The 22,014-nt window shown below is 57.0% G+C and carries 20 protein-coding genes; 11 read left to right on the forward strand and 9 right to left on the reverse strand.

The annotated features are described in order from the left end of the window. Positions 1 to 603 precede the first annotated feature (603 nt). Positions 604 to 1,371, reverse strand: a complete 768-nt coding sequence (locus ACK5JN_RS00005) for a phytanoyl-CoA dioxygenase family protein (protein ID WP_416868269.1) — start codon at positions 1,369 to 1,371, stop codon at positions 604 to 606. A gap of 159 nt (positions 1,372 to 1,530) precedes the next feature. Here ACK5JN_RS00005 and ACK5JN_RS00010 point away from each other — a divergent pair, with 159 nt between their 5' ends. Then, positions 1,531 to 2,352, forward strand: coding sequence for a helix-turn-helix transcriptional regulator (locus ACK5JN_RS00010; protein ID WP_416868270.1), 822 nt, complete (start codon positions 1,531 to 1,533; stop codon positions 2,350 to 2,352). 2 nt (positions 2,353 to 2,354) lie between these two features. Here ACK5JN_RS00010 and ACK5JN_RS00015 read toward each other — a convergent pair whose 3' ends face one another. Both ACK5JN_RS00015 and ACK5JN_RS00020 read right to left on the reverse strand, forming a co-directional pair. Next, positions 2,355 to 2,699: a nitrous oxide-stimulated promoter family protein gene (locus ACK5JN_RS00015; protein WP_416868271.1), complete on the reverse strand. Its 345-nt coding sequence runs from the start codon at positions 2,697 to 2,699 to the stop codon at positions 2,355 to 2,357. A 64-nt stretch (positions 2,700 to 2,763) separates the two neighbouring features. Then, positions 2,764 to 3,051, reverse strand: a complete 288-nt coding sequence (locus ACK5JN_RS00020) for a SelT/SelW/SelH family protein (RefSeq protein WP_416868272.1) — start codon at positions 3,049 to 3,051, stop codon at positions 2,764 to 2,766. A gap of 207 nt (positions 3,052 to 3,258) precedes the next feature. On the opposite strand from ACK5JN_RS00020, the gene ACK5JN_RS00025 reads away from it, so the two are divergent. The 8 genes from ACK5JN_RS00025 to tnaB all read left to right on the forward strand — a co-directional run bounded on the left by ACK5JN_RS00025 (position 3,259) and on the right by tnaB (position 12,594). Next, positions 3,259 to 5,613, forward strand: a complete 2,355-nt coding sequence (locus tag ACK5JN_RS00025) for a TonB-dependent receptor domain-containing protein (RefSeq protein WP_416868273.1) — start codon at positions 3,259 to 3,261, stop codon at positions 5,611 to 5,613. A gap of 61 nt (positions 5,614 to 5,674) precedes the next feature. Next, positions 5,675 to 6,706 carry a hemin-degrading factor gene (locus ACK5JN_RS00030; protein ID WP_416868274.1) on the forward strand — a complete coding sequence of 344 codons (1,032 nt, stop codon included), beginning with the start codon at positions 5,675 to 5,677 and terminating at the stop codon, positions 6,704 to 6,706. Continuing rightward, positions 6,703 to 7,518, forward strand: coding sequence for a heme/hemin ABC transporter substrate-binding protein (locus tag ACK5JN_RS00035; RefSeq protein WP_416868275.1), 816 nt, complete (start codon positions 6,703 to 6,705; stop codon positions 7,516 to 7,518). The genes ACK5JN_RS00030 and ACK5JN_RS00035 overlap by 4 nt, the downstream gene beginning before the upstream one ends. Beyond that, positions 7,518 to 8,513: a FecCD family ABC transporter permease gene (locus tag ACK5JN_RS00040; protein WP_416868276.1), complete on the forward strand. Its 996-nt coding sequence runs from the start codon at positions 7,518 to 7,520 to the stop codon at positions 8,511 to 8,513. Before ACK5JN_RS00035 ends, ACK5JN_RS00040 begins: the two co-directional genes overlap by 1 nt. Then, positions 8,506 to 9,285, forward strand: a complete 780-nt coding sequence (locus tag ACK5JN_RS00045) for a heme ABC transporter ATP-binding protein (RefSeq protein WP_416868277.1) — start codon at positions 8,506 to 8,508, stop codon at positions 9,283 to 9,285. The genes ACK5JN_RS00040 and ACK5JN_RS00045 overlap by 8 nt, the downstream gene beginning before the upstream one ends. A gap of 198 nt (positions 9,286 to 9,483) precedes the next feature. Next, positions 9,484 to 9,561 carry a tryptophanase leader peptide gene (gene tnaC, locus ACK5JN_RS00050; protein ID WP_074398737.1) on the forward strand — a complete coding sequence of 26 codons (78 nt, stop codon included), beginning with the start codon at positions 9,484 to 9,486 and terminating at the stop codon, positions 9,559 to 9,561. Between the two features lie 255 nt (positions 9,562 to 9,816). After that, positions 9,817 to 11,232: a tryptophanase gene (gene tnaA, locus ACK5JN_RS00055; RefSeq protein WP_416868278.1), complete on the forward strand. Its 1,416-nt coding sequence runs from the start codon at positions 9,817 to 9,819 to the stop codon at positions 11,230 to 11,232. Positions 11,233 to 11,346: 114 nt separating this feature from the next. Next, positions 11,347 to 12,594, forward strand: coding sequence for a low affinity tryptophan permease TnaB (gene tnaB, locus ACK5JN_RS00060; RefSeq protein ID WP_416868279.1), 1,248 nt, complete (start codon positions 11,347 to 11,349; stop codon positions 12,592 to 12,594). Positions 12,595 to 12,647: 53 nt separating this feature from the next. Here tnaB and ACK5JN_RS00065 read toward each other — a convergent pair whose 3' ends face one another. Beyond that, on the reverse strand, positions 12,648 to 14,183 hold the full coding sequence (locus ACK5JN_RS00065) for a diguanylate cyclase (RefSeq protein ID WP_416868280.1): 1,536 nt from the start codon (positions 14,181 to 14,183) through the stop codon (positions 12,648 to 12,650). An 813-nt stretch (positions 14,184 to 14,996) separates the two neighbouring features. On the opposite strand from ACK5JN_RS00065, the gene mutS reads away from it, so the two are divergent. Next, on the forward strand, positions 14,997 to 17,558 hold the full coding sequence (gene mutS, locus ACK5JN_RS00070; protein ID WP_416868281.1) for a DNA mismatch repair protein MutS: 2,562 nt from the start codon (positions 14,997 to 14,999) through the stop codon (positions 17,556 to 17,558). 100 nt (positions 17,559 to 17,658) lie between these two features. Here mutS and ACK5JN_RS00075 read toward each other — a convergent pair whose 3' ends face one another. The 4 genes from ACK5JN_RS00075 to ACK5JN_RS00090 form a co-directional block, all read right to left on the reverse strand. Next, a complete protein-coding gene (locus ACK5JN_RS00075) occupies positions 17,659 to 17,811 on the reverse strand; it encodes a Hok/Gef family protein (protein ID WP_167575144.1) in 153 nt (50 codons plus the stop codon). Positions 17,812 to 18,069: 258 nt separating this feature from the next. Further along, on the reverse strand, positions 18,070 to 18,306 hold the full coding sequence (locus tag ACK5JN_RS00080; protein ID WP_416868297.1) for a non-oxidative hydroxyarylic acid decarboxylases subunit D: 237 nt from the start codon (positions 18,304 to 18,306) through the stop codon (positions 18,070 to 18,072). A 10-nt stretch (positions 18,307 to 18,316) separates the two neighbouring features. Then, complete coding sequence (locus ACK5JN_RS00085) at positions 18,317 to 19,744, reverse strand: non-oxidative hydroxyarylic acid decarboxylases subunit C (RefSeq protein WP_416868282.1); 1,428 nt, start codon at positions 19,742 to 19,744, stop codon at positions 18,317 to 18,319. Next, positions 19,744 to 20,337, reverse strand: a complete 594-nt coding sequence (locus ACK5JN_RS00090) for a non-oxidative hydroxyarylic acid decarboxylases subunit B (protein WP_416868283.1) — start codon at positions 20,335 to 20,337, stop codon at positions 19,744 to 19,746. The genes ACK5JN_RS00085 and ACK5JN_RS00090 overlap by 1 nt, the downstream gene beginning before the upstream one ends. A gap of 151 nt (positions 20,338 to 20,488) precedes the next feature. Here ACK5JN_RS00090 and ACK5JN_RS00095 point away from each other — a divergent pair, with 151 nt between their 5' ends. After that, positions 20,489 to 20,893: a MarR family winged helix-turn-helix transcriptional regulator gene (locus ACK5JN_RS00095; RefSeq protein WP_416868284.1), complete on the forward strand. Its 405-nt coding sequence runs from the start codon at positions 20,489 to 20,491 to the stop codon at positions 20,891 to 20,893. Positions 20,894 to 20,953: 60 nt separating this feature from the next. Here ACK5JN_RS00095 and rpoS read toward each other — a convergent pair whose 3' ends face one another. Next, positions 20,954 to 21,970, reverse strand: a complete 1,017-nt coding sequence (rpoS, locus tag ACK5JN_RS00100; RefSeq protein ID WP_416868298.1) for an RNA polymerase sigma factor RpoS — start codon at positions 21,968 to 21,970, stop codon at positions 20,954 to 20,956. Positions 21,971 to 22,014 lie beyond the last annotated feature (44 nt).

Consider the following 22,014-nt stretch of genomic DNA (forward strand, 5'->3'; position numbering starts at 1 on the left):
CCCTCAGCTTATCCCTTACGGCTTTCGGGTCGGGCGCGAGGTAACATCCCTGTAAAGCCGCGCCCTCAGCCCACATCCCTGTGGGCTGCCCCGGCCTTCAGGGAACGCTTCGGCGATTTAGACGCCACCAACACCAGTGCGGTCTTTTAATTAACAGCAAAAACCAGAGCCACTGAAACCGATGAGTCCCCGCTGGAAATCGGCGAACCGGAGAATGGAAGACAAGGTCAGGACGCCATGGATGGCGTCCTGAGGCGAACCGAGACAGGGACAAAATTGCCGGGAGCAATTTTGAACAACGCTTGCGTTGGCCCGAAGGGCGAGTCCCAGGGATGGGACGAGTAATCTCGAGTTTCGCCGTGCCGCAGGCTGGAGTTCGTTGGTGAGCGTAGTGCGAAGCACCGATTTCCCCGCGGGGCCGCGGGGATTGTCAAGGGGGGCGCGGCCGCCCCCCCTTGACCCGTTCACCGGTGATAGAACGTCATATTCCACCCAACGTAAAGTGAACGGAACCTTGCACCTTACTAACAGATATCAGGTCTTGTCTCTTGAATTTGTGTATAAGAGACAGCCCCACAAAGGATGACGGAACTACTCGAAACGCTACTCCACATCCAGCAACCACTTCTGCGCGGGCGTCAAGCGGCTGGCGGTTTCCGGGGTGAGCCAACGGCGCTGATCCTGCTGCGCGGCGTCTGCCCGGTCGATGTACAGGCCGTGTAGCACGCGACGACGCGAGCCTTCGCGGTTAGTCGTGCCGCCGTGCCAGGCATGGGCGTTGTAAATCATCACGCTACCCGCCGGGGCTGCAAAAATCACCTCATCCGGATGCGGCGCTTCCACATCGTCCAGCACCTCCTCCGGCAGCTCGGGGCGCAGGTGGGTCGCGGGGATAATACGCGGTGCGCCGTTCGCGGCGGAGAGATCGTCAATTGCCCAGATGGTGTTCACCAGATGCACTTTCGGGAAGTCCGGACGCGGCTTTTTCCAGTCGGCGTGCAGCGGCTGATGGCCGCCGTTGTACAGCGCCTCGCGGGCGTTGAGGCTGGAGACTTTAAACGCGCCGTCAAAGACATAGCGGCAGGCTGACAGGATCAGCGGGTGCGCCCACACCTTCTCCCACACCACGCCTTTGTTCACCAGGTTCGCCACCCGCGTCGCCGTCTCCTCCTGATGGTGCTCCACCGCCAGATTCTCACCTTCTTTCTCCACCAGAAAATCGATCCGCTCGCGCATCGCGGTCAGCCAGTCGGCATCCGCCACGCCGTGCACAATCGTATAGCCCTGGGTATCCAGCTCGTGTTTCATCGTGGCCGACAGTTCGCCGTTGGCGCCCAGTGCCTCCAGCCAGAATGCCGCTTGCTTGTCCATATCGCCTCTCTTTTGTTAACCATTTCACAACATGTATCAAAAGTTACTGCACGCGGCGGCGCCATTCTGTATGAGATAGCTACACAACACTGGATTTTTGTGTACAGCAAAATAAAGTGTGATGAGATTCAAAATCCAGAATAACAACAGGACATGAGCATGTCAGAGCCAACCCTCGTCCCCGTGCTGGAGCAGCTGCTGGCCCGGCAGGGCGACCTTGTCGTCCGTTTTCCGCAAGCCTCCCTGCCCGCGCCGGAGCTGGCGATGAGCGTGTCGTTTCCGCGTATTGAGATCGTGCTGGAAGGCGAGCTGGCGGATGACTGTCTGGACGCACCGCTCGGCCCGCTGCAGGCGCTGTATATCCCCAGCGGCCGCTGGAATGCGCCGCAGTGGCGCGGGCCAGCCACCTCGCTGAGCATTCTGTTCAGCAAGCAAAAGCTCGGCTTCAGCCTTCAGCGCTTTGACGGTAAAACCTTCGTCGAGATCCGCAAACAGCACGTGGCGCGGCTCGGCCCACGGGTAGGCTCGTACCTGCTGCTGGCCATGAACGAGCTGGCGATTCGCCCGGTAATACCCACCGCGCAGATTGTGCTCAGCGGCCTGCTCAGCCACTGCATCGACCAGCTGACCCATCTGGCGGATACGGTCAGCAAAAGCAAAGCGCTGTTTCTGGCGATTCAGGAGTATATCGACGAGCATGCCGCCGAGGCGATCAGCCGCGAGACGGTGGCGAAGAAGTTCCACATTACGCCGAACTATCTGTCGCACCTGTTTCAGAAGTCCAGCACCGTGGGCTTCAACGAATATCTCACCGCCGTGCGCCTGGAGCGGGCGAAGAAATTACTGCGCGGGTATGAACTGAAAATTAAAGAGATTGCCCACCACTGCGGTTTTGAGGACAGCAACTACTTTTGCCGTATCTTTCGCAAGCACACGGCGCGCTCGCCGTCGGAGTATCGCCGCCACTGCCGCACCATGTAAGGCTACTTTTTCGGGCGATATTTCTCCGGCAGCGCCGGAACCGGGCGCCGGTCATCAATCAGATGCAGGATGGTCAGAATCGGGTGACGCCAGAGCATCCGCGGCCCCGCCCAGCGCATAATCTGTTTCATCTCTTCACGCTTCGCGGGCTGATAGCAGTGCACCGGGCACTGCTTGCAGGCGGGCTTTTCTTCGCCAAACACGCATTTATCCAGCCGCTTGTCGGCATAGCCGTTGAGCGCCTGGTAGTGTTCCGCATCGTCCAGCGCCTGCGGGCAGCGGCGCTGATAGAGCGCAATCATGCTGCTGATAGTCCGTTTTTCGCGTTCGATGCGTTTGCCCGCCATAGCCCATTCCTCATCAATAAAGATGCATTAATAATACACGTTTAATGAGGCGTTCGCAGCCGCTTTATCCGCCGGTTTTGTCCACGTGGCCCAGCGGTTTTTCCGGGAAGCAGACGTCGCGCACCCGGCGCTTTAGCTCGGCGGCGTCCGGGAAACCGTCGTCACGCTTACGCTCCCACACCAGTTCATCCCCGACGGTAATGGTAAAGATCCCACCGGTTCCCGGCACCAGCGTGACAGAGGCGATATCGGTGCTAAAGGTGTGCAGCAGTTCCTGCGCCATCCAGCTGGCGCGCAGCATCCAGTTGCATTGAGAACAGTAGGTGATGGTAACGGCGGCTTTCTGCGTCATGGCGATCTCGTGAGGGGGAAAGGACAAATTGTAAACAAATAAATGGTTGCATGAGAACAGAATTATCTCCAAATCTTATTGCAAATGACAACTCCTATCATTACCATTCGCAAAATAAAAATTGGATAACTTCAAGACGCTTAAGGAAAAGCCGTTTCTGGAAGTAACGCGTGAGCCCATTCTAATAACGATGAAGGCATGGCAACTATGTACAAATCCATTCAATCAGAGGCGTGGGGCAAGAAAAGCCTACTGGTGACCTCTTTGCTCGCAGCAATCTATCAGACTTCCGCGGGCGCGGCCGAAACACAGGATAAAACCACGGTCGACAGCGTGGAACAGATGACCGTCACCGCGCCCGCGCCGGTACTGAAACCGGGCAACCAGCACGCGATTAGCGCGCAGGAGCTTCAGGATAAAGGGGCCAACGATTTTGGTTCCATCATGCGTTACGAACCTCTGATCGGCGCGACCGGCGCCAGCGGCGGTTCCGGCAACGGTAAAAGCGGCTTTGACCGCGGTGGCTACACCGGCTACAACATTCGCGGCCTCGAGAGCAACCGCGTCGGCATCGACGTCGACGGCATTGCCCAGCCGAACGCCACCGGCCGCAGCTACGTCAGCCGCGCCGGGCTTAATACCTTCGGCATTGGCCGCGACTATATCGACCCGTACATGTACGGCAGCGTGGATATTCAGTCTGGCGCGACCGATACCGAGACCGCCAATACCTCCATCGGCGGCAACGTCTCCTTCCAGCCGAAATCGGCGGACGACTATCTGCATCCGGGCAAAACCAGCGCTTTTAGCTACCGCAGCGAGTACGACTCGTCTGACCGCAGCTGGCACAATGGCCTGACGGCCGCCGGCGGCGATGAAACCCTGCGCGGCATTTTTGTCTACAGCCGCCGCGATGGCCAGGAGACCACCACCAACAGCTCAAGCGTGGACGCGTTCCCCGCCAACTGGCACTCTGATGCCTTTATGGCCTCCGGCATCTGGCAGCCAAACGATCTGCATAAGCTGACCACCACCCTCGACTACTACCACAAAACCAACCACACCCATTACGACGTGTGGGATAACGCCGGTGACAGCACCATCGGTAACGCGCAGCAGACCAGCCAGACTCGCCGCTGGGGGCTGAGCCTGAAAGACGACTGGACGCCGATGAATGACTTCATCGATAGCGCGTCGACCAAAGTGTACTACCAGCACACCGAAGCACACGACCGAACCTATATGCCGGACAGCACCAGCGGCAGCATGGAGACGGTGTACTCGAACTATGATACCGACACCTGGGGCATGCAGACCGCGCTGGCGAAAACCCTGGGCCGCCATGATCTGAGCGCGGGCTTTAACGCCAGCACCACCAAAACCCAGCGTCCGTTTAGCCAGTCGCCGATCCCCAGCGTTTACAGCGAGATCATGCAGCCGGAAGCCGACAGCCGTGAATACACGATCGGCGGCTTCCTGCAGGATCAGATCAACTTCGATCTCGACGGCCATAACTTTGCGGTGATCCCGGGCGTTCGCGTGGTGCATCAGTCGACGAAGCCGGAGAATCTTTCCAGCCTGACTACCAACAGCACGGTGCTGACCGAATCCTCGGTGTCGACGCTGTACGGGAAAAACTCGGACACCCAGGCGCTGCCGTCGCTGACCTTCCAGTACGACATTACGCCGCGCATGATGACCTACCTGCAGTACAAGCGCGGCGCGGAGTTCCCGAACACCAGCCAGCTGTACGGTTCCTGGAACCTCGGCTCCAGCTACGCGGGCCGCGGACAGTACGCGCTGATCGGCAATACCGATCTGAAAACCGAAACCAGCGATAACTTCGAGTGGGGCATGAAGGGAGAGGTAACCGACGGGGTAACCCTGCGCACCGCGCTGTTCTACAACAGCTATAAAAACTTTATCGCCTACACTCGCTACACCCGAGCGAACAACCCCACCCAGTTCGCCAACGTGCCGTCGAACATCTACACCATTTATCAGGCGGAAAACCGCGATAAAGCCTATATCTACGGCGGTGAGATTAGCGCGAAGTTTAACTTCGGCACCTGGTTTGAGCAGGTCGACGGCCTGAGCGCCACGCTGGCCTACGGCTATAGCGAAGGGCAGTCGAAATCGAGCTACTACGGCGACAAGTACGTCGACCTGGATAGCGTCGCGCCGATGAAAGCCATCGTCGGCGTCGCGTGGGACGATCCGTCCAAAGTGTACGGTACCGCGCTGACCGCTACCTTCGTGAAAGGCAAACGCGCCACCACCACCAGCCGTGAGAGCTACACCAACACCGGCAGCGCGATCGCGGACTCCACCAGCGAATACATGCGCGTACCGGGTTACGGCATGCTCGACTGGACGGCCTACTGGCGCGTGGCGAAGAACGTCCGTATCAACGGCGGCGTGTATAACCTGACCGACCGTAAATACTGGGACTACCTGAGCAGCCGCAACATTGAAACGTCCACCAATCAGGACGCCAATGATAAATCGCTGGCGGTGATGCCGGGCCGTACCTGGCAGCTGGGCGTCAACATCGACTTCTGATCATCCCCTCAATAACACCTGCCCCCGGCCGCTGGCCGGGGTAATTATAAGGAAGAGAGCTATGCAAAACGCACCAACCGAACTGTGGCAGCGCTATCAGGAGGTTAAAGCCAGCGGTACGGCGAAGTACGCCCGCGACATCGCCGCCGTGATGGGCATTAGCGAAGCCGAGCTGACCGCTGCTCGCGTCGGCCACGACGCCGTACGCCTGCAGGATAATGCACGCGCGATCCTCTCCGCGCTTGAAAACGTGGGCGAAACCAAATGCATCTGCCGCAACGAATATGCGGTACACGAGCAGGTGGGCGCCTTTACCCACCAGCACCTCGACGGCCATGCAGGCCTGGTGCTGAACCCGCGCGCCCTCGACCTGCGTCTGTTCCTGAGCCAGTGGGCCAGCGCGTTTTACCTCAACGATGAGGGGCGTGAGAGCATCCAGTTCTTCGACCCGCACGGCGACGCGGTGCTGAAGGTCTACACCACCGACGCCACGGACAGCGCGGCCTGGCAGGCGCTGATTGCCGAACATACCCAATCCGACCCAACGCCGCTGGCTATCCGCCCGGCGGAGCGCGCCCGCTACGCCGATACGGCCGACGGCGCGGCGCTGGAAAAAGAGTGGCGAGCGATGACCGACGTGCACCAGTTCTTTACGCTGCTGCGCAAGTACCACCTCTCGCGCCAGCAGGCTTTCCGTCTGGTAAGCGATGACCTGGCCTGCCGTGTCGATAACAATGCCCTGCCCCGCCTGCTGGAAACCCTTCAGCAGGACGGCAATGAATTTATGATTTTCGTCGGCAACCGCGGCTGCGTGCAGATCTTCACCGGCACGCTGGAGAAGCTGACGCCGATGCGCGGCTGGATCAACATCTTCAACCGCACCTTCACCCTGCATCTGCGCGAAGAGACCATTGACGAAGTGTGGGTGACGCGTAAACCCACCGTTGACGGCCACGTCACCAGCGTGGAGCTGTTTGCCAAAGACGGCACCCAGATTGCCCAGCTGTACGGCCAGCGCAGCGAAGGTCATCCGGAGCAAACCCTGTGGCGCACTCAGGTCGACAGCCTGACGGCGGAAGGCCAGACCGTATGAAGCGGCTGCTGATTCTGCTGGCGGCGCTGCCGCTGTTCGCGAGCGCCGCCGAGCGCATTATCACCCTTGGCGGCGACGTGACGGAGATTGTCTATGCGCTGGACGCCCAGCCGCAGCTGGTGGCGCGCGACAGCACCAGCACCTGGCCTGCGGCATCTCAGTCGCTGCCGGACGTCGGCTATCTGCGCCAGCTGAACGCGGAAGGCATTCTCTCCCTGCGCCCCACGCTGGTGCTGGCAAGCAGCCAGGCGCAGCCGTCGCTGGTGCTGCAAAAGGTGGAAGGCAGCAAGGTGAAGGTGGTTAACGTGCCGGGCGGCTACGATGCGGCGGCGATGGACAACAAAGTCCGGGTGATTGCCGACGCGCTGGGCAAACAATCCCAGGGCGACGCGCTGCGCCAAACGCTGCATGACGAGATGGCGAAGATCCCGGCGCAGCCTCTGAACAAGCGCGTGCTGTTTATCCTCAGCCACGGCGGCTCCGGGGCGCTGGTGGCCGGCCAGCAAACGGCGGCGGACGGCGCGCTTAAGCTTGCCGGTTTGCAAAACGCGATGCAGGGCTTTGACCACTATCGCACCATGTCGCAGGAAGGGGTGATTGCCAGCGCGCCGGATCTGGTGGTGATCTCCGCCGACGGCCTGAAAGGGATGGGCGGTGAAGTCTCGCTGTGGAAGCTGCCAGGTCTGGCGCAAACGCCCGCTGGGCGCAACAAGCAGGTGCTGGTGATTGACGATATGGCGCTTCTCGGCTTTGGCCCGCGCACGCCGCAGGCGCTGATGGCGCTGCGCCAGAAAGCGGAGCAGACGCCCTGATGAACACAACCGCCTCACGCCCACTGTGGCTGATGGTGCTGCTGCTCGTGGCCCTGACGCTGTTTGCTACCACGCTCGGCGCGATGCGCCTGCCGCTGGCGAGCATCTGGCCGTCGGGGGATGAGGTGCTGCGCCATATCTGGCTCACTATCCGATTGCCGCGCGTACTGCTGGCACTGCTGGTGGGCAGCGCGCTGGCGCTCTCCGGCTGCGTAATGCAGGGGCTGTTCCGCAATCCGCTGGCCGACCCGGGGCTGCTCGGTATCAGCAGCGGCGCGGCGCTGGCGGTGGCATTCTGGCTGGTGCTGCCGCTTTCTGTACCGGTGCTGGTGGCGCTGTACGCGCCGATGCTGGCGGCGTTTATCGGTAGCCTGGCGGTGATGGCGGTGATTTTTGTGCTCAGCAAAGCCGGCGACGGTTCGCTCTCTCGCCTGCTGCTGGTCGGGATTGCGATTAACGCGCTGTGCGGCGCGCTGGTGGGGATGCTGTCGTGGATCAGCAACGACGCGCAGCTGCGCCAGCTGTCGCTGTGGGGCATGGGCAGCCTCGGACAGGCCGAGTGGCCGACGCTGCTGGTGGCCGCCACGCTGATTATCCCGTCATCGCTGGCGGTGTGGTGGATGGCCGCGCGCCTCAATCTGCTCCAGCTGGGCGATGAAGAGGCGCACTATCTTGGCGTGAACGTTCGGGTGCTGCAACGCGTACTGCTGCTGTGCAGCGCGGTGCTGGTGGCGGCGTCGGTGGCGATAAGCGGTGTGATTGGCTTTATCGGGCTGGTCGTCCCGCATCTGATGCGCATGTGGCTGGGGCCAGATCACCGCGGGCTGATTCCCGGCTCGCTGCTCGCGGGCGCCATTCTGCTGCTCATTGCCGACACGCTCGCCCGCACGGTTGCCGCACCGGCCGAAATGCCGGTGGGGCTGCTGACCAGCCTGCTCGGCGCGCCGTGGTTCCTGTGGCTTATTTTCCGTCAGGAGAGATCCCCCCATGGATAAACACTATTCTGCCCGCGCGCTGTCGCTGCGGCTGGGCAAGCGCCGGGTGATTGATGGCGTATCGCTGGCGCTGCGGCGCGGAGAAGTCACCGCGCTGATTGGCCCCAACGGCGCGGGAAAATCGACCCTGCTGCGGCTGTTGACCGGTTTTCTGACCGCCGACAGCGGCGAGCAGCACATCGAAGGCAAGCCGCTCGCCGAGTGGTCCGCCTCCGCCCTCTCCCGCCGCCGGGCGGTGATGCTGCAACGCACGCAGCTGAACGCCAGTTGGCCGGTAGAGACGGTGATCGCCATGGGGCGCGCGCCGTGGGGTGCAGAAGTGGACCCGGCGCTGATCCAGCAAGTGATGGCCGAAACCGGCTGTACCCACCTGGCGGGCCGTCGCTATCCAACGCTCTCCGGCGGTGAACAGCAGCGCGTACAGCTGGCGCGCTGCCTGGCGCAGCTATGGTGCGACGATGGCCCGAAGGGCTGGCTGTTTCTTGACGAACCGACCTCCGCGCTGGACCTGTTCTATCAGCAGCACCTGCTGCGGCTGCTGAAGAAGCTGACCCGCCGCGGTGAGCTGCACGTCTGCATTGTACTGCACGACCTTAATCTCGCCGCCCTGTGGGCCGACACCATTCTGCTGCTGCATCAGGGCAAGCTGGTGGCCCAGGGCACGCCGCAGGAGGTGATTCAGCAGTCGGTGATTCACCGCTGGTACGGCGCCGACATCAGTATGAGCCAGCATCCTGACGCCGCGGTACCGCAGGTCTACCTGGCCCCTTAATCGCGCGGGCCTGTGCCCGCGCCGACCGTCTCGTTTCCCAGGTGATTATTCTGCTATCTATTAAACCCGTACAACATAACCCTGCGTTAATACGTAGATATAATCAATCGTGACCAGATTCACAATTGAATGCACAGTTAATAGACAAATAAATTTATTAGAATAATGTATGAGCGTGTCTGATGGAGAACATACATTATGAACATCCTGAATAGAACGTATAAAATTTCAAAATGGTTTAATATTGACAACGTCATTGTCAATCATCGTCCTTAACTCCTCGTACGACTCCACGCTTATATCATTGTAAGTAGCGTTAATGACGCTATTTCTGATATCCCATACCGATCTCATGACTTTCTGTTTTATTGCAGCGGCACACGCTTGCCTTTTTAAAAGGTGACGTTAATGGCATCTGTAATATAACAAAAGGCAGGGACACGTATTCGTATTGCGCCAAAAGTGGTTACTCATCGCTTATGAATAACCAGCGGAATTCCGCGCGCCAAAAAAAGATTTAAGGATGACACCATGAATAACTTTAAACATCTGCCAGAACCTTTCCGTATTCGCGTTATTGAGCCAGTCAAGCGTACAACCCGCGAGCACCGCGATAACGCCATTCTTCAGGCCGGGATGAACCCCTTCCTGCTCGATAGTGAAGACGTGTTTATTGACCTGCTCACCGACAGCGGCACCGGCGCGGTAACGCAAAATATGCAGGCGGCGATGCTGCGTGGCGATGAAGCCTACAGCGGCAGCCGTAGCTACTATGCGTTATGCAACGCGGTGAAGGATATTTTTGGCTATCAGCACACCATTCCGACCCACCAGGGGCGCGGCGCCGAGCAAATTTATATTCCGGTGCTGATCAAAAAGCGCGAGCAGGAGAAAGGCCTCGACCGCAGCAAAATGGTGGCGTTCTCCAACTATTTCTTTGACACCACCCAGGGCCATAGCCAGATTAACGGCTGTACCGTGCGCAACGTTTATATTAAAGAGGCGTTCGACACCGCCGCGCGTAACGATTTTAAAGGTGATTTCGACCTGCAGGGTTTAGAGCACGGCATTGAAACCGTTGGCCCGAATAACGTTCCATATATTGTCGCAACCATTACCTGTAACTCGGCGGGCGGCCAGCCGGTTTCGCTGGCGAACCTGAAGGCGATGTACGCGATTGCGAAGAAATACGATATTCCGGTTGTGATGGACTCGGCGCGCTTTGCGGAAAACGCCTACTTTATTCAGCAGCGCGAACCGGGCTATCAGGACTGGAGCATCGAAGACATTACCCGCGAAACCTATAAGTACGCGGATATGCTCGCGATGTCGGCGAAAAAAGATGCGATGGTGCCTATGGGTGGCCTGCTGTGCATCAAGGACGACAGCTTCTTCGACGTGTACACCGAATGCCGTACCCTCTGCGTCGTGCAGGAAGGATTCCCGACCTACGGCGGGCTGGAAGGCGGCGCGATGGAGCGTCTGGCCGTGGGCCTGTATGACGGGATGAATCAGGACTGGTTAGCCTACCGCATCACCCAGATTCAATACCTGGTCGACGGGCTGGAAGCCATTGGCGTGACCTGTCAGCAGGCGGGCGGGCACGCGGCGTTTGTCGATGCCGGTAAGCTGCTGCCGCATATTCCGGCCGACCAGTTCCCGGCTCAGGCGCTGGCCTGCGAACTGTATAAAGTGGCGGGGATCCGCGCGGTCGAGATAGGTTCATTCCTGCTGGGCCGCGACCCGAAAACCGGCAAGCAGCTGCCGTGTCCGGCGGAACTGCTGCGCTTAACCATTCCGCGCGCCACCTACACGCAAACGCATATGGACTTTATTATTGAGGCCTTCGAACACGTGAAAGAGAATGCCCACAATATTAAAGGATTAACCTTTACCTACGAGCCTAAAGTGCTGCGCCACTTTACCGCCAAACTGACTGAAGTGTAATTAACCTTAACGCCAGTGGTTATATCCCGGATATAGCCACTGGCTTATTCACGCCTGGCATTACGATATTCCTGACAACAACAACGCATTCGCCGTTATCAATAAGGGAAAGCCATGGAAGAAGATTCAAATACAAAACATTCCTCATTCTGGGGAATTATGGTCATTGCCGGCACGGTCATCGGTGGCGGGATGTTTGCTTTACCGGTTGATCTTGCCGGGGCCTGGTTTTTTTGGGGGGCTTTTATTCTTATTATTGCCTGGTTTTCCATGCTGCACTCCGGGCTATTATTACTGGAAGCCAATCTGAATTACCCCGTCGGATCCAGCTTTAACACGATTACAAAAGACTTAATTGGCGCAAAATGGAACGTCATTAGCGGTATTACTGTCGCCTTCGTGCTGTATATTCTGACCTACGCGTATATATCGGCAAACGGCGCGATTATTAGCGAAACCATCGCGATCAACAGCGGAACACACGTCAATCCGCGCATCGTCGGTATCGGCAGCGCGGTGTTTGTTGCGAGCATCCTGTGGCTCAGTTCCCTCGCCGCCAGCCGTATTACCTCTTTCTTTCTCGGCATCAAGATCATCGCCTTTGTGGTGGTGTTTGGATCGTTTTTCTTTCAGGTGGATTACACCATCCTGCGCGATCTCGCCGCACCGGAAGCGAACAAAACCTACCTCCCCTATATTCTGATGGCCGTGCCGGTTTGCCTGGCCTCGTTCGGTTTCCACGGCAATATTCCGAGCCTGATTATCTGTTACGGGAAGCGCAAAGATAAACTGATTAAAAGCATCGTCTTCGGTTCACTGCTGGCGCTGGTCATCTATCTGTTCTGGCTGTACTGCACGATGGGCAATATCCATCGCAGCAACTTTAAAGAGATCATCGCCTCGGGCGGGAACGTCGATTCGCTGGTGAAATCATTTTTGGGCACCAACCAGCACGGGGTGATTGAGTTTTTCCTGCTGATCTTCTCCAACCTGGCGGTCGCCAGCTCCTTCTTTGGCGTTACTCTAGGGCTGTTCGACTATCTGGCGGATTTATTCAAAATGGATAATTCGCCTTCCGGGCGCTTTAAAACGCTGCTGCTGACCTTTTTACCGCCGGCGGCGCTGTACCTGATTTTCCCGAACGGCTTTATCTACGCCATCGGCGGCGCGGGCCTCTGCGCCACCATCTGGGCGGTAATCGTACCGGCATTCCTGGCGCTAAAATCGCGCGAACGCTTCCCGGACAAAATGTTCACCGTCTGGGGTGGCAAAGCTATTCCCGCCGTGGTGATTCTGTTTGGGGTGATGGTGATTCTGTGCTGGTTCGGCAGCACCTTTAACCTGCTGCCGCGCTTCGGTTAAAACTAAACAGCGTAGAAGATAGCCCCCGTCTTCTACGCTGCCGTTTAATACGATTAGCCCAGCACAATCTGGTTCTTGCCCGCCTTCTTGGCCAGATAGAGCAGTTTGTCTGCGGCGGTGATAACGTCCGTGACCGTGCTGGCTGACATATCGCAGAGCCCGGCGCTAAAGGTCACGCCGGACGGCATCTCGCGAAACTCGCGGGTTGCCACGTTAATCCGCCAGTCGTCCAACAGCGTGCGCGCTTCGGCTTTTGCCATACCCTTAAACAGCACGGCAATCTCCTCACCGCCGTAGCGATAGATGGCGATATTTCCCGCATGCATCTGCCCTTCGCCCAGTGAGGCCACCACTTTAAGCACCAGGTCGCCAACGGCATGCCCGTAGGTATCGTTGATCAATTTAAAGTTATCAATATCAATAAGGGCAATCAGGTTCTGCGCCTGGCCAACCATCGTCGGCATAACCTCATCGAAGGCTCGACGATTCTTCAGACCGGTTAATGAATCCGTACGGCTGTCATTGACCAGCTGCTGTTTACTGTCGTTAACGGAATTAATTTCATTGAGCAGCAGCTCCGACTCGCTCTTGGTATCGAAAGTGCCCTGCCTGATCCCCATGGCAATTCTCATACTCAGGGCGTTTAGCTTGCCATTCATTCCCCACCAGAAGCAGGCAAGAATCAGCAGCAGCATAATTAAGGTGACAAAGCTGATGATAAAAAAGAACGTATCATAAATATAATTATTCAGGTCGCGACTCTCTATTTTAAAGACCACCGTCCAGCTTGGATGCTGTATTTTCTTAAAATAGTAGTAGGCGTCATATTTTTCCAGATAGATGACTCCCTTACGGGCTTTAGCCACTCTCTGCAGTTCAGTGACCTCTTCTTCATCAATGTGCGAGTGACCGCCAAAGGCCGTAGAGTACTCATCATCTACGACAATCACATTGCCGATAACCGCGGTACGGAAGGAGTTCAGGCTACTACGTAAAGTATCAAGGTCGATATCAAACGAGATGACTCCGGTCTGACTGGAGTCACTGCGCAGGATTGCCTGAGAAATGGTGACGACGTCGCGTTTAGTGACATAGTCTTTGTAAGGTGCGGTATAGAAGACATCATCCGTATCATTCGCCGCGTGCTTAAACCAGGGACGCGTTCGCGGATCGAAGCCTTTTAGCCTTTCACTGGTCGCTGGAATATAGGGAATACAGATATAGTGACCGTCCATATCGGCTTCCGCAACGGTAGTAACATCCGGCATAACGCTAATGATTTCAGTAAGATGATTACGCAAGGTAATATTTTCACCAATATTACCATCCACTTTATTGGTATTTAGCGGTAGCCTGGCGAGTCGATTCAATGCCGATTCAATATTATCAAAGCGCTCTTCTATAAACCCGGTAACATTCTCAACAAAATATAAATTTTGTTTATGTAAATTCTCTTTAAGATTAAATCTCAGGATGCCTAACGAAAGCGTACAGACAATAATAATGCCTACCGCCAGATACAAAAAGTACCGATTCATCTGACGAGTGATATTCAGGTTATGCTGGGCGTTGGAGAGGTCTTTTTTCATTGCACGATCGTTTCACTAGGCTGTATAGATATTGTAAGAGCACTGAGGCGTTTTGTTAATTTAATGATAAGTAATTTATTAATAAAATTCAGAGATAAAAGAACAGATATCACAATGATAACACTACGTTATTTTGATGAGAAGTTGTGATATTTTTAAGCACCGTTCTCTGAGTGATGTGTTTCAATCTCAATACCTTACTACACGCTTTCCTCCTTCAATCAACCGCTCACAGGCACAGACATAATGCAATGAATTATATCGCTTTTATAAAAACAAACATTCATTAACCATAGAAAAGTCATGGTTAATAACATGGGTAAACAATCGACATAATTCACCACGACAAAGCCTATATATCGTACAGACCAAAGAGATAAAATCTCTCCACTAAAGACCAGGTCAGGCATTCCACTACAATATCGAACAAAATAAAATATTAATTAATTCGACCACTACAACACTTCGCCAATTAATTTCCGGAAATATCCATTCCGGCCACGGAAAATAACCTTCCACACATTGTTAAGGTAATGTATATACAAAAATAGTTCGATTACCCTTTCTCACCCCCCGCATGCGCCAACATCCACTTTATGAGCCAGAGCCCGCGCCTTTTGTTTTCCTGACCTACAGAGTCCGTTATCATGCACCTATAGATGACGACTCAAACAAACATCAGTGGCGCCAGCAGGGCGTCATCGATAACGAATGATTAGATTTGCTGCGTTCACAGGGAACACCAGGCACATTGTCAAGAATGCAGAATCTCGCTAACTCATTAAGATAAAAGAGAATTGGAAAGCTAAACCAATGAGTATTAATGCCAATTTAGATGCCCACACCCCCATGATGCAGCAGTATCTGAAGCTCAAAGCACAGCATCCGGAAATCCTGCTGTTTTACCGCATGGGCGACTTCTACGAAATGTTTTATGACGACGCGAAGCGCGCGTCGCAGCTGCTGGACATCTCGCTGACCAAGCGCGGCGCTTCTGCCGGTGAACCGATTCCGATGGCGGGCATCCCGCATCACGCGGTAGAAAACTACCTCGCTAAGCTGGTCAATCAGGGGGAGTCGGTTGCCATTTGCGAACAGATTGGCGATCCGGCCACCAGCAAAGGGCCGGTTGAGCGTAAAGTGGTACGCATCGTTACGCCCGGCACCATCAGCGATGAAGCGCTGCTTCAGGAGCGCCAGGATAACCTGCTGGCGGCCATCTGGCAGGACAGCAAAGGCTACGGCTATGCGACGCTCGACATCAGCTCCGGCCGTTTCCGCCTGAGCGAACCCACCGACCGCGAAACGATGGCGGCGGAGCTGCAGCGCACTAACCCTGCCGAGCTGCTGTACGCCGAAGACTTTGCCGAGATGGCGCTGATTGAAGGCCGTCGCGGCCTGCGTCGTCGCCCGCTTTGGGAATTTGAAATCGATACCGCGCGTCAGCAGCTGAACCTGCAGTTCGGCACCCGCGATCTCGTCGGCTTCGGCGTCGAAGGCGCGGCGCGCGGGCTGTGCGCCGCTGGCTGCCTGTTACAGTACGTCAAAGATACCCAGCGCACCTCGCTGCCGCACATTCGCTCGATCACCATGGAGCGTCAGCAGGACAGCATCATTATGGACGCCGCGACGCGCCGCAATCTGGAAATCACCCAGAACCTGGCGGGCGGCTTTGAAAACACGTTGGCTTCGGTGCTCGACTGCACGGTCACGCCGATGGGCAGCCGCATGCTTAAACGCTGGCTGCATATGCCGGTGCGCGACACCAAAACCCTCACCGAACGTCAGCAGACCATCGGCGCCTTGCAGGATGCCACCGGCGAACTGCAGCCGGTGCTGCGTCAGGTTGGCGATCTGGAACGTATCCTCGCGCGCCTGGCGCTGCGCACCGCCCGCCCGCGCGACCTCGCCCGGATGCGCCACGCTTTCCAGCAGCTGCCGGAACTGCGTGCGCAGCTGGAAACCGTCGACAGCGTGCCGGTACAAATGCTGCGCGAAAAAATGGGTGAGTTTACCGAGCTGCGCGAGCTGCTGGAGCGCGCCATTATCGACGCGCCGCCGGTGCTGGTGCGCGACGGCGGGGTGATCGCCCCCGGCTATAACGACGAGCTGGACGAGTGGCGCGCGCTGGCCGACGGCGCGACCGACTACCTCGACCGCCTGGAGATCCGCGAGCGCGAGCGCACCGGGCTGGATACCCTGAAAGTCGGCTATAACGCGGTCCACGGCTATTACATTCAAATCAGCCGCGGTCAGAGCCACCTGGCGCCGATTAACTACGTGCGCCGCCAGACGCTGAAAAACGCCGAACGCTACATTATTCCCGAACTGAAAGAGTACGAAGACAAAGTCCTGACCTCGAAAGGCAAGGCGCTGGCGCTGGAAAAGCAGCTGTACGACGAGCTGTTTGAACTGCTGCTGCCGCACCTGGCCGACCTTCAGCAGAGCGCCAGCGCGCTGGCCGAGCTGGACGTGTTGATTAACCTGGCGGAACGCGCCTATACGCTGAACTACACCTGCCCCACCTTTAGCGATAAGCCCGGCATTCGGATCACCGAAGGCCGCCACCCGGTGGTGGAGCAGGTGCTCAACGAGCCGTTTATCGCCAACCCGCTGAGCCTGTCGCCGCAGCGTCGGATGCTAATCATTACCGGGCCGAACATGGGCGGTAAAAGTACCTATATGCGCCAGACGGCGCTGATTGCGCTGCTGGCCTACATTGGCAGCTACGTTCCAGCGCAGAGCGTGGAGATTGGCCCTATCGACCGCATCTTCACCCGCGTCGGGGCGGCGGATGACCTGGCCTCCGGCCGCTCCACCTTTATGGTAGAGATGACCGAGACCGCCAACATTCTGCACAACGCCACCGAGCACAGTCTGGTACTGATGGATGAAATCGGCCGCGGCACGTCCACCTACGACGGTCTGTCGCTGGCGTGGGCCTGCGCGGAAAATCTGGCCAATAAGATCAAAGCGCTGACGCTGTTCGCCACCCACTACTTCGAGCTGACCCAGTTGCCGGAGAAAATGGAAGGCGTCGCCAACGTGCATCTGGACGCGCTGGAGCACGGCGACACCATCGCCTTTATGCACAGCGTGCAGGACGGTGCGGCCAGCAAGAGCTACGGCCTGGCAGTGGCCCAGCTGGCGGGCGTGCCGAAAGAAGTGATCAAACGTGCGCGCCAGAAGCTGCGCGAGCTGGAAAGCCTTTCGCCGAATGCGGCGGCCACGCAGATAGACGGCACGCAAATGTCGCTGCTGTCGGCACCGGAAGAGGTGTCACCGGCGGTGGAGGCTCTGGAAGGTCTGGATCCGGACTCGTTAACGCCGCGCCAGGCGCTGGAGTGGATTTATCGTCTGAAAGGCATGGTGTAGCCGCGCTCGGCCGGGCTACGTGAGTAGCCCGGCAGGTGAAAAATGGGTGCTGGAGGACAAATCCGTACAGCCAATACGCGGGGTTTCCCCCGCGTCGTCGCTACTTCTTCGGTTCGTAAGCGAGAATAGCTTTAAACTCCATACCACGCTCACGGATGCTCAATTCACACAGCGAATCGCGCACCATTAACGTGAATCCTAATGCTGTTATACACAGCACAACGATCGCCACCAGGGCGTACTTTGTCAGCATATCTTGCCTCCCTGCAAAGAAGAGACTACCATCTGAACTGTTCGGGTTCGATGCTAGCCTCAGGTTGATAGAAATATCGCCTGGGGCTTTCACCTTTCTGGAACCCTGAAAATGCTCAAAGCCCAGAAAGCCTCAAGCACCCGCCGCTATTCTATTCCCGCTTGCGGCATCGCAAATAAATTCAATCCGTTGCTACGAGCCTGCTCGCAAAATAAAAAAAGCCCGGATTATCCGGGCTACACAGAAACAGCATCAAAATCAGCGCTTATCTTCCGCCAGCAACGGCGGAATGCTCGGCACCATCGGCGCGTCGTCGATATCTTTCTGCGTCATGCGAAACGCTTCCGGGTAGTGATCGCGGCTGGTGCGGCGTAGCGGTTCGGTATCGCGCCAGGTGTACAGGCAGTGCTGGCACTGGTATACGGTCCAGACATCTTTTACCGGTGATTTCGCCATCACTTCAATATGTTCATCGGCGCAACGTGGACAAATCATCATCTTCTCCTTACTTACGGTTAGCCAGCATAGCGGTCAGTTTTTCAGCCCACGCTTTGGTTTCAGGCAGATCCTGTACGGGCTGGCTATAGTGACCGCGGTTGTCCGGCGCAACCGGGGTGGTGGCGTCGATAATCAGTTTGTCGGTGATGCCCGCCGGGCTTGAGCCAGGATCCAGCTCCAGCACCGACATGTTCGGCAGCTGCACCAGGTCACCCGCCGGGTTAACCTTCGAGGACAGCGCCCACATCACCTGCGGCAGGTTGAACGGGTCAACGTCTTCATCAACCATAATCACCATCTTCACGTAGCCCAGGCCGTGCGGCGTGGTCATGGCGCGCAGGCCGACCGCGCGGGCAAAGCCGCCGTAGCGTTTTTTGGTGGAAATGATCGCCAGCAGGCCGTGGGTGTACATGGCGTTCACCGCCTGCACTTCCGGGAACTCGGCCTTCAGCTGCTGATAGAGCGGAACGCAGGTTGCCGGCCCCATCAGGTAGTCGATTTCGGTCCACGGCATGCCGAGGTACAGCGATTCAAAAATTGGTTTCGTGCGGTAAGAGACTTTATCGATGCGCACCACCGTCATATTGCGACCGCCGGAGTAGTGGCCGGTGAACTCGCCGAACGGCCCTTCAATTTCACGCTTACGACCTTCGATGACCCCTTCGATAATCACTTCAGAGCCCCACGGCACGTCGAAACCGGTCAGCGGCGCGGTGGCAATCGGATACGGGCTTTCACGCAGCGCGCCGGCCATTTCATATTCCGACTGATCGTATTTCAGCGGCGTAGCCCCCATCAGGGTAATGATAGGATCGTTGCCGAGCGTAATAGCGATCGGCAAATCTTCGCCGCGCTCTTCCGCTTTGTGCAGGTGTAGCGCGATATCGTGCATCGGTACCGGCTGCAGGCCCAGCTTGCGCTTGCCCTTCACTTCCATGCGGTAGATACCGACGTTCTGCTTGCCGAAGTTGTCCGGGTCCAGCGGATCGCGTGACACTACGCACGCTTTATCGAGGTAGAAACCGCCGTCGCCGTCGTTCAGGCGGAACAGCGGCAGAATGTCGAACAGGTTAATGTCTTCGCCATCCACGGTGTTCTCGGCCCACGCCGGGTTAGCGCGGCGCTCCGGCGCAATCGGGAAGTTGTCCCAGCGGCGAATAAATTCATCAATCTGTTTCTTCACCGGCGTGTTGATCGGCAGCCCCATCGAGATGGCATGGTTCTGCCAGGAGCCGATGGTGTTCATCACCACACGGGCATCGGTAAAGCCGCGAATGTTATCGAACCACACGGCGGGCGCACCGTCGCCAATACGGCCTGTCGCATTGGCCGCGGCCGCCAGATCCGGCTCGGCATTTACCTCTTCGCTGATTTTCAGCAGCTGGCCCTGGTCTTCCAGCGCCTGCAAGAAACCGCGTAAATCATCAAAAGCCATTATGCATTCTCCTGTGAAAAATGGTTCGCCGCCGGTAAACCCTGCCAGCGACGCGCTTTGTCATGTTTGAGGCCGAACTGGTCGAGGACGCGGGTCACCACGTGCTGCACGATGTCGTCCACCGTTTCCGGATGGTTGTAGAACGCGGGCATCGGCGGCACCATCGCCACGCCCATGCGCGAGAGCACCAGCATATTTTCCAGATGAATGGTGCTGAGCGGCATTTCGCGCGGCACCAGCACCAGCTTACGCCCCTCTTTCAGCACCACGTCCGCCGCACGGCCCACCAGGCCATCGGCGTAACCGGCGCGAATACCGGCCAGCGTTTTCATGCTGCACGGGATAATAATCATGCCGTCGGTCTGGAAAGAGCCGGATGAGATCGTGGCGGCCTGATCGGCAGGGCTGTGGCTGAAGTCGGCCATTGCCGCCACTTCACGCGCGCTCCACGGGGTTTCCAGTTCGATGGTGGTTTTAGCCCACTTCGACATCACCAGATGCGTTTCCACCTCCGGCATCTCCCGTAGCGCCTGTAGCAGCGCAACCCCCAACGGCGCACCGGTAGCTCCCGTCATGCCAATAATCAATCTCATCGTTCACCTCAATTTCGTTCGCGTACGAACAATGTGGTTAAACTACTCCTGTCAGACGAGTCTGGCAAGGCGGATCCGCCATGCTCGCATTTTTTGTTCAATAGGACGTGAGCGGCTATCATAAGCACAGGTTTATTTCCGGAGAGCGATCATGGAGATCAAAAACGAAGCGTTTCACCTGCTTCGCCATCTTTTTCAGCAGCATACGTCACGCTGGCAGCACGAATTACCGGAGCTGACCAAGCCGCAGTATGCGGTGATGCGATCGATCGCCGAGTCCCCGGGCATAGAACAGGTGGCGCTTACCAGCGTGGCGGTGAGTACGAAAGCGACGCTGGCGGAGATGCTCAGCCGAATGGAAGCTCGCGGATGGGTCAAGCGTGAGCATGATCCCGACGATAAGCGTCGGCGGTTTGTGTTTTTAACCGCGGAAGGCGAAGCGCTGCTGGCGGCCAGTCAGCCGGTGGGAAACCACGTGGATAACGAATTTTTACAGCGCCTGACGCCGCAGGAGCGCGAGCAGTTCACGCAGCTAATCCGTAAGATGATGGAATAACGCCGAAAAAAGCAAAGAAAAAGGCCAGCCTTGCGGCTGACCTCTTTGAACAAAACGGGCTTATTCGCGGAACAGCGCTTCGATATTCAGCCCCTGCGTCTGCAGAATTTCGCGCAGACGACGCAGACCTTCAACCTGAATCTGACGCACGCGTTCGCGGGTCAGGCCAATCTCGCGGCCGACATCTTCCAGCGTAGCTGCTTCATACCCCAACAGACCAAAACGACGCGCCAGCACTTCTCGTTGTTTGGCGTTCAGTTCGAACAGCCATTTCACGATGCTTTGCTTCATGTCATCGTCCTGCGTGGTGTCTTCCGGGCCGTTTTCATTTTCATCGGCCAGGATGTCCAGCAGCGCTTTCTCAGAATCTCCGCCCAGCGGCGTATCAACTGAGGTGATGCGTTCATTGAGACGCAGCATACGGCTTACGTCATCAACCGGCTTATCCAACTGCTCAGCTATCTCTTCAGCGCTCGGTTCATGGTCCAGCTTATGGGACAATTCGCGCGCGGTACGCAGATAGACGTTCAGCTCTTTTACAATGTGGATAGGCAGACGAATAGTACGGGTTTGGTTCATGATCGCCCGTTCAATAGTCTGTCGAATCCACCAGGTGGCGTAGGTTGAAAAACGGAACCCACGCTCTGGGTCGAACTTCTCTACGGCGCGAATCAGCCCCAGGTTGCCCTCTTCAATCAGATCCAGCAGCGCCAGACCACGATTGCCATAACGGCGGGCAATTTTCACCACCAGACGGAGGTTGCTTTCAATCATCCGACGGCGTGAGGCAACGTCGCCACGTAGAGCACGACGAGCAAAATAAACTTCTTCTTCAGCGGTCAATAACGGAGAATAACCGATCTCGCCTAAATAAAGCTGAGTCGCATCGAGTACACGTTGAGTGGCACCCTGCGATAAGAGCTCTTCTTCTGCGAGTTCGTTGTCACTGGGTTCCTCTTCATTTAAGGCCTTCTCATCGAAAACCTCTACTCCATTCTCATCAAATTCCGCGTCTTCATTTAAATCATGAACTTTCAGCGTATTCTGACTCTTTTTAAGGTGGCTCCTACCCGTGATCCCCAGGCAATGCACCTTATCATGTCACTTTTCAGGCGACCTCC

This window comes from Kluyvera sp. (assembly GCF_047971185.1).
Taxonomy (GTDB): Bacteria; Pseudomonadota; Gammaproteobacteria; order Enterobacterales; family Enterobacteriaceae; genus Kluyvera.

What these genes read in the sequence shown, in the direction of transcription:
- ACK5JN_RS00080 (WP_416868297.1), bottom strand. Translation starts at nt 18,306, where the DNA reads ATGATTTGTCCACGTTGCGCCGATGAACATATTGAAGTGATGGCGAAA.
- ACK5JN_RS00075 (WP_167575144.1), bottom strand. Translation starts at nt 17,811, where the DNA reads ATGCTGACAAAGTACGCCCTGGTGGCGATCGTTGTGCTGTGTATAACA.
- ACK5JN_RS00065 (WP_416868280.1), bottom strand. Translation starts at nt 14,183, where the DNA reads ATGAAAAAAGACCTCTCCAACGCCCAGCATAACCTGAATATCACTCGT.
- ACK5JN_RS00040 (WP_416868276.1), top strand. Translation starts at nt 7,518, where the DNA reads ATGAACACAACCGCCTCACGCCCACTGTGGCTGATGGTGCTGCTGCTC.
- ACK5JN_RS00005 (WP_416868269.1), bottom strand. Translation starts at nt 1,371, where the DNA reads ATGGACAAGCAAGCGGCATTCTGGCTGGAGGCACTGGGCGCCAACGGC.
- ACK5JN_RS00025 (WP_416868273.1), top strand. Translation starts at nt 3,259, where the DNA reads ATGTACAAATCCATTCAATCAGAGGCGTGGGGCAAGAAAAGCCTACTG.
- ACK5JN_RS00035 (WP_416868275.1), top strand. Translation starts at nt 6,703, where the DNA reads ATGAAGCGGCTGCTGATTCTGCTGGCGGCGCTGCCGCTGTTCGCGAGC.
- ACK5JN_RS00010 (WP_416868270.1), top strand. Translation starts at nt 1,531, where the DNA reads ATGTCAGAGCCAACCCTCGTCCCCGTGCTGGAGCAGCTGCTGGCCCGG.
- ACK5JN_RS00095 (WP_416868284.1), top strand. Translation starts at nt 20,489, where the DNA reads ATGGAGATCAAAAACGAAGCGTTTCACCTGCTTCGCCATCTTTTTCAG.
- ACK5JN_RS00085 (WP_416868282.1), bottom strand. Translation starts at nt 19,744, where the DNA reads ATGGCTTTTGATGATTTACGCGGTTTCTTGCAGGCGCTGGAAGACCAG.
- ACK5JN_RS00015 (WP_416868271.1), bottom strand. Translation starts at nt 2,699, where the DNA reads ATGGCGGGCAAACGCATCGAACGCGAAAAACGGACTATCAGCAGCATG.
- tnaA (WP_416868278.1), top strand. Translation starts at nt 9,817, where the DNA reads ATGAATAACTTTAAACATCTGCCAGAACCTTTCCGTATTCGCGTTATT.
- mutS (WP_416868281.1), top strand. Translation starts at nt 14,997, where the DNA reads ATGAGTATTAATGCCAATTTAGATGCCCACACCCCCATGATGCAGCAG.
- tnaB (WP_416868279.1), top strand. Translation starts at nt 11,347, where the DNA reads ATGGAAGAAGATTCAAATACAAAACATTCCTCATTCTGGGGAATTATG.
- ACK5JN_RS00030 (WP_416868274.1), top strand. Translation starts at nt 5,675, where the DNA reads ATGCAAAACGCACCAACCGAACTGTGGCAGCGCTATCAGGAGGTTAAA.
- ACK5JN_RS00045 (WP_416868277.1), top strand. Translation starts at nt 8,506, where the DNA reads ATGGATAAACACTATTCTGCCCGCGCGCTGTCGCTGCGGCTGGGCAAG.
- ACK5JN_RS00020 (WP_416868272.1), bottom strand. Translation starts at nt 3,051, where the DNA reads ATGACGCAGAAAGCCGCCGTTACCATCACCTACTGTTCTCAATGCAAC.
- ACK5JN_RS00090 (WP_416868283.1), bottom strand. Translation starts at nt 20,337, where the DNA reads ATGAGATTGATTATTGGCATGACGGGAGCTACCGGTGCGCCGTTGGGG.
- tnaC (WP_074398737.1), top strand. Translation starts at nt 9,484, where the DNA reads ATGAACATCCTGAATAGAACGTATAAAATTTCAAAATGGTTTAATATT.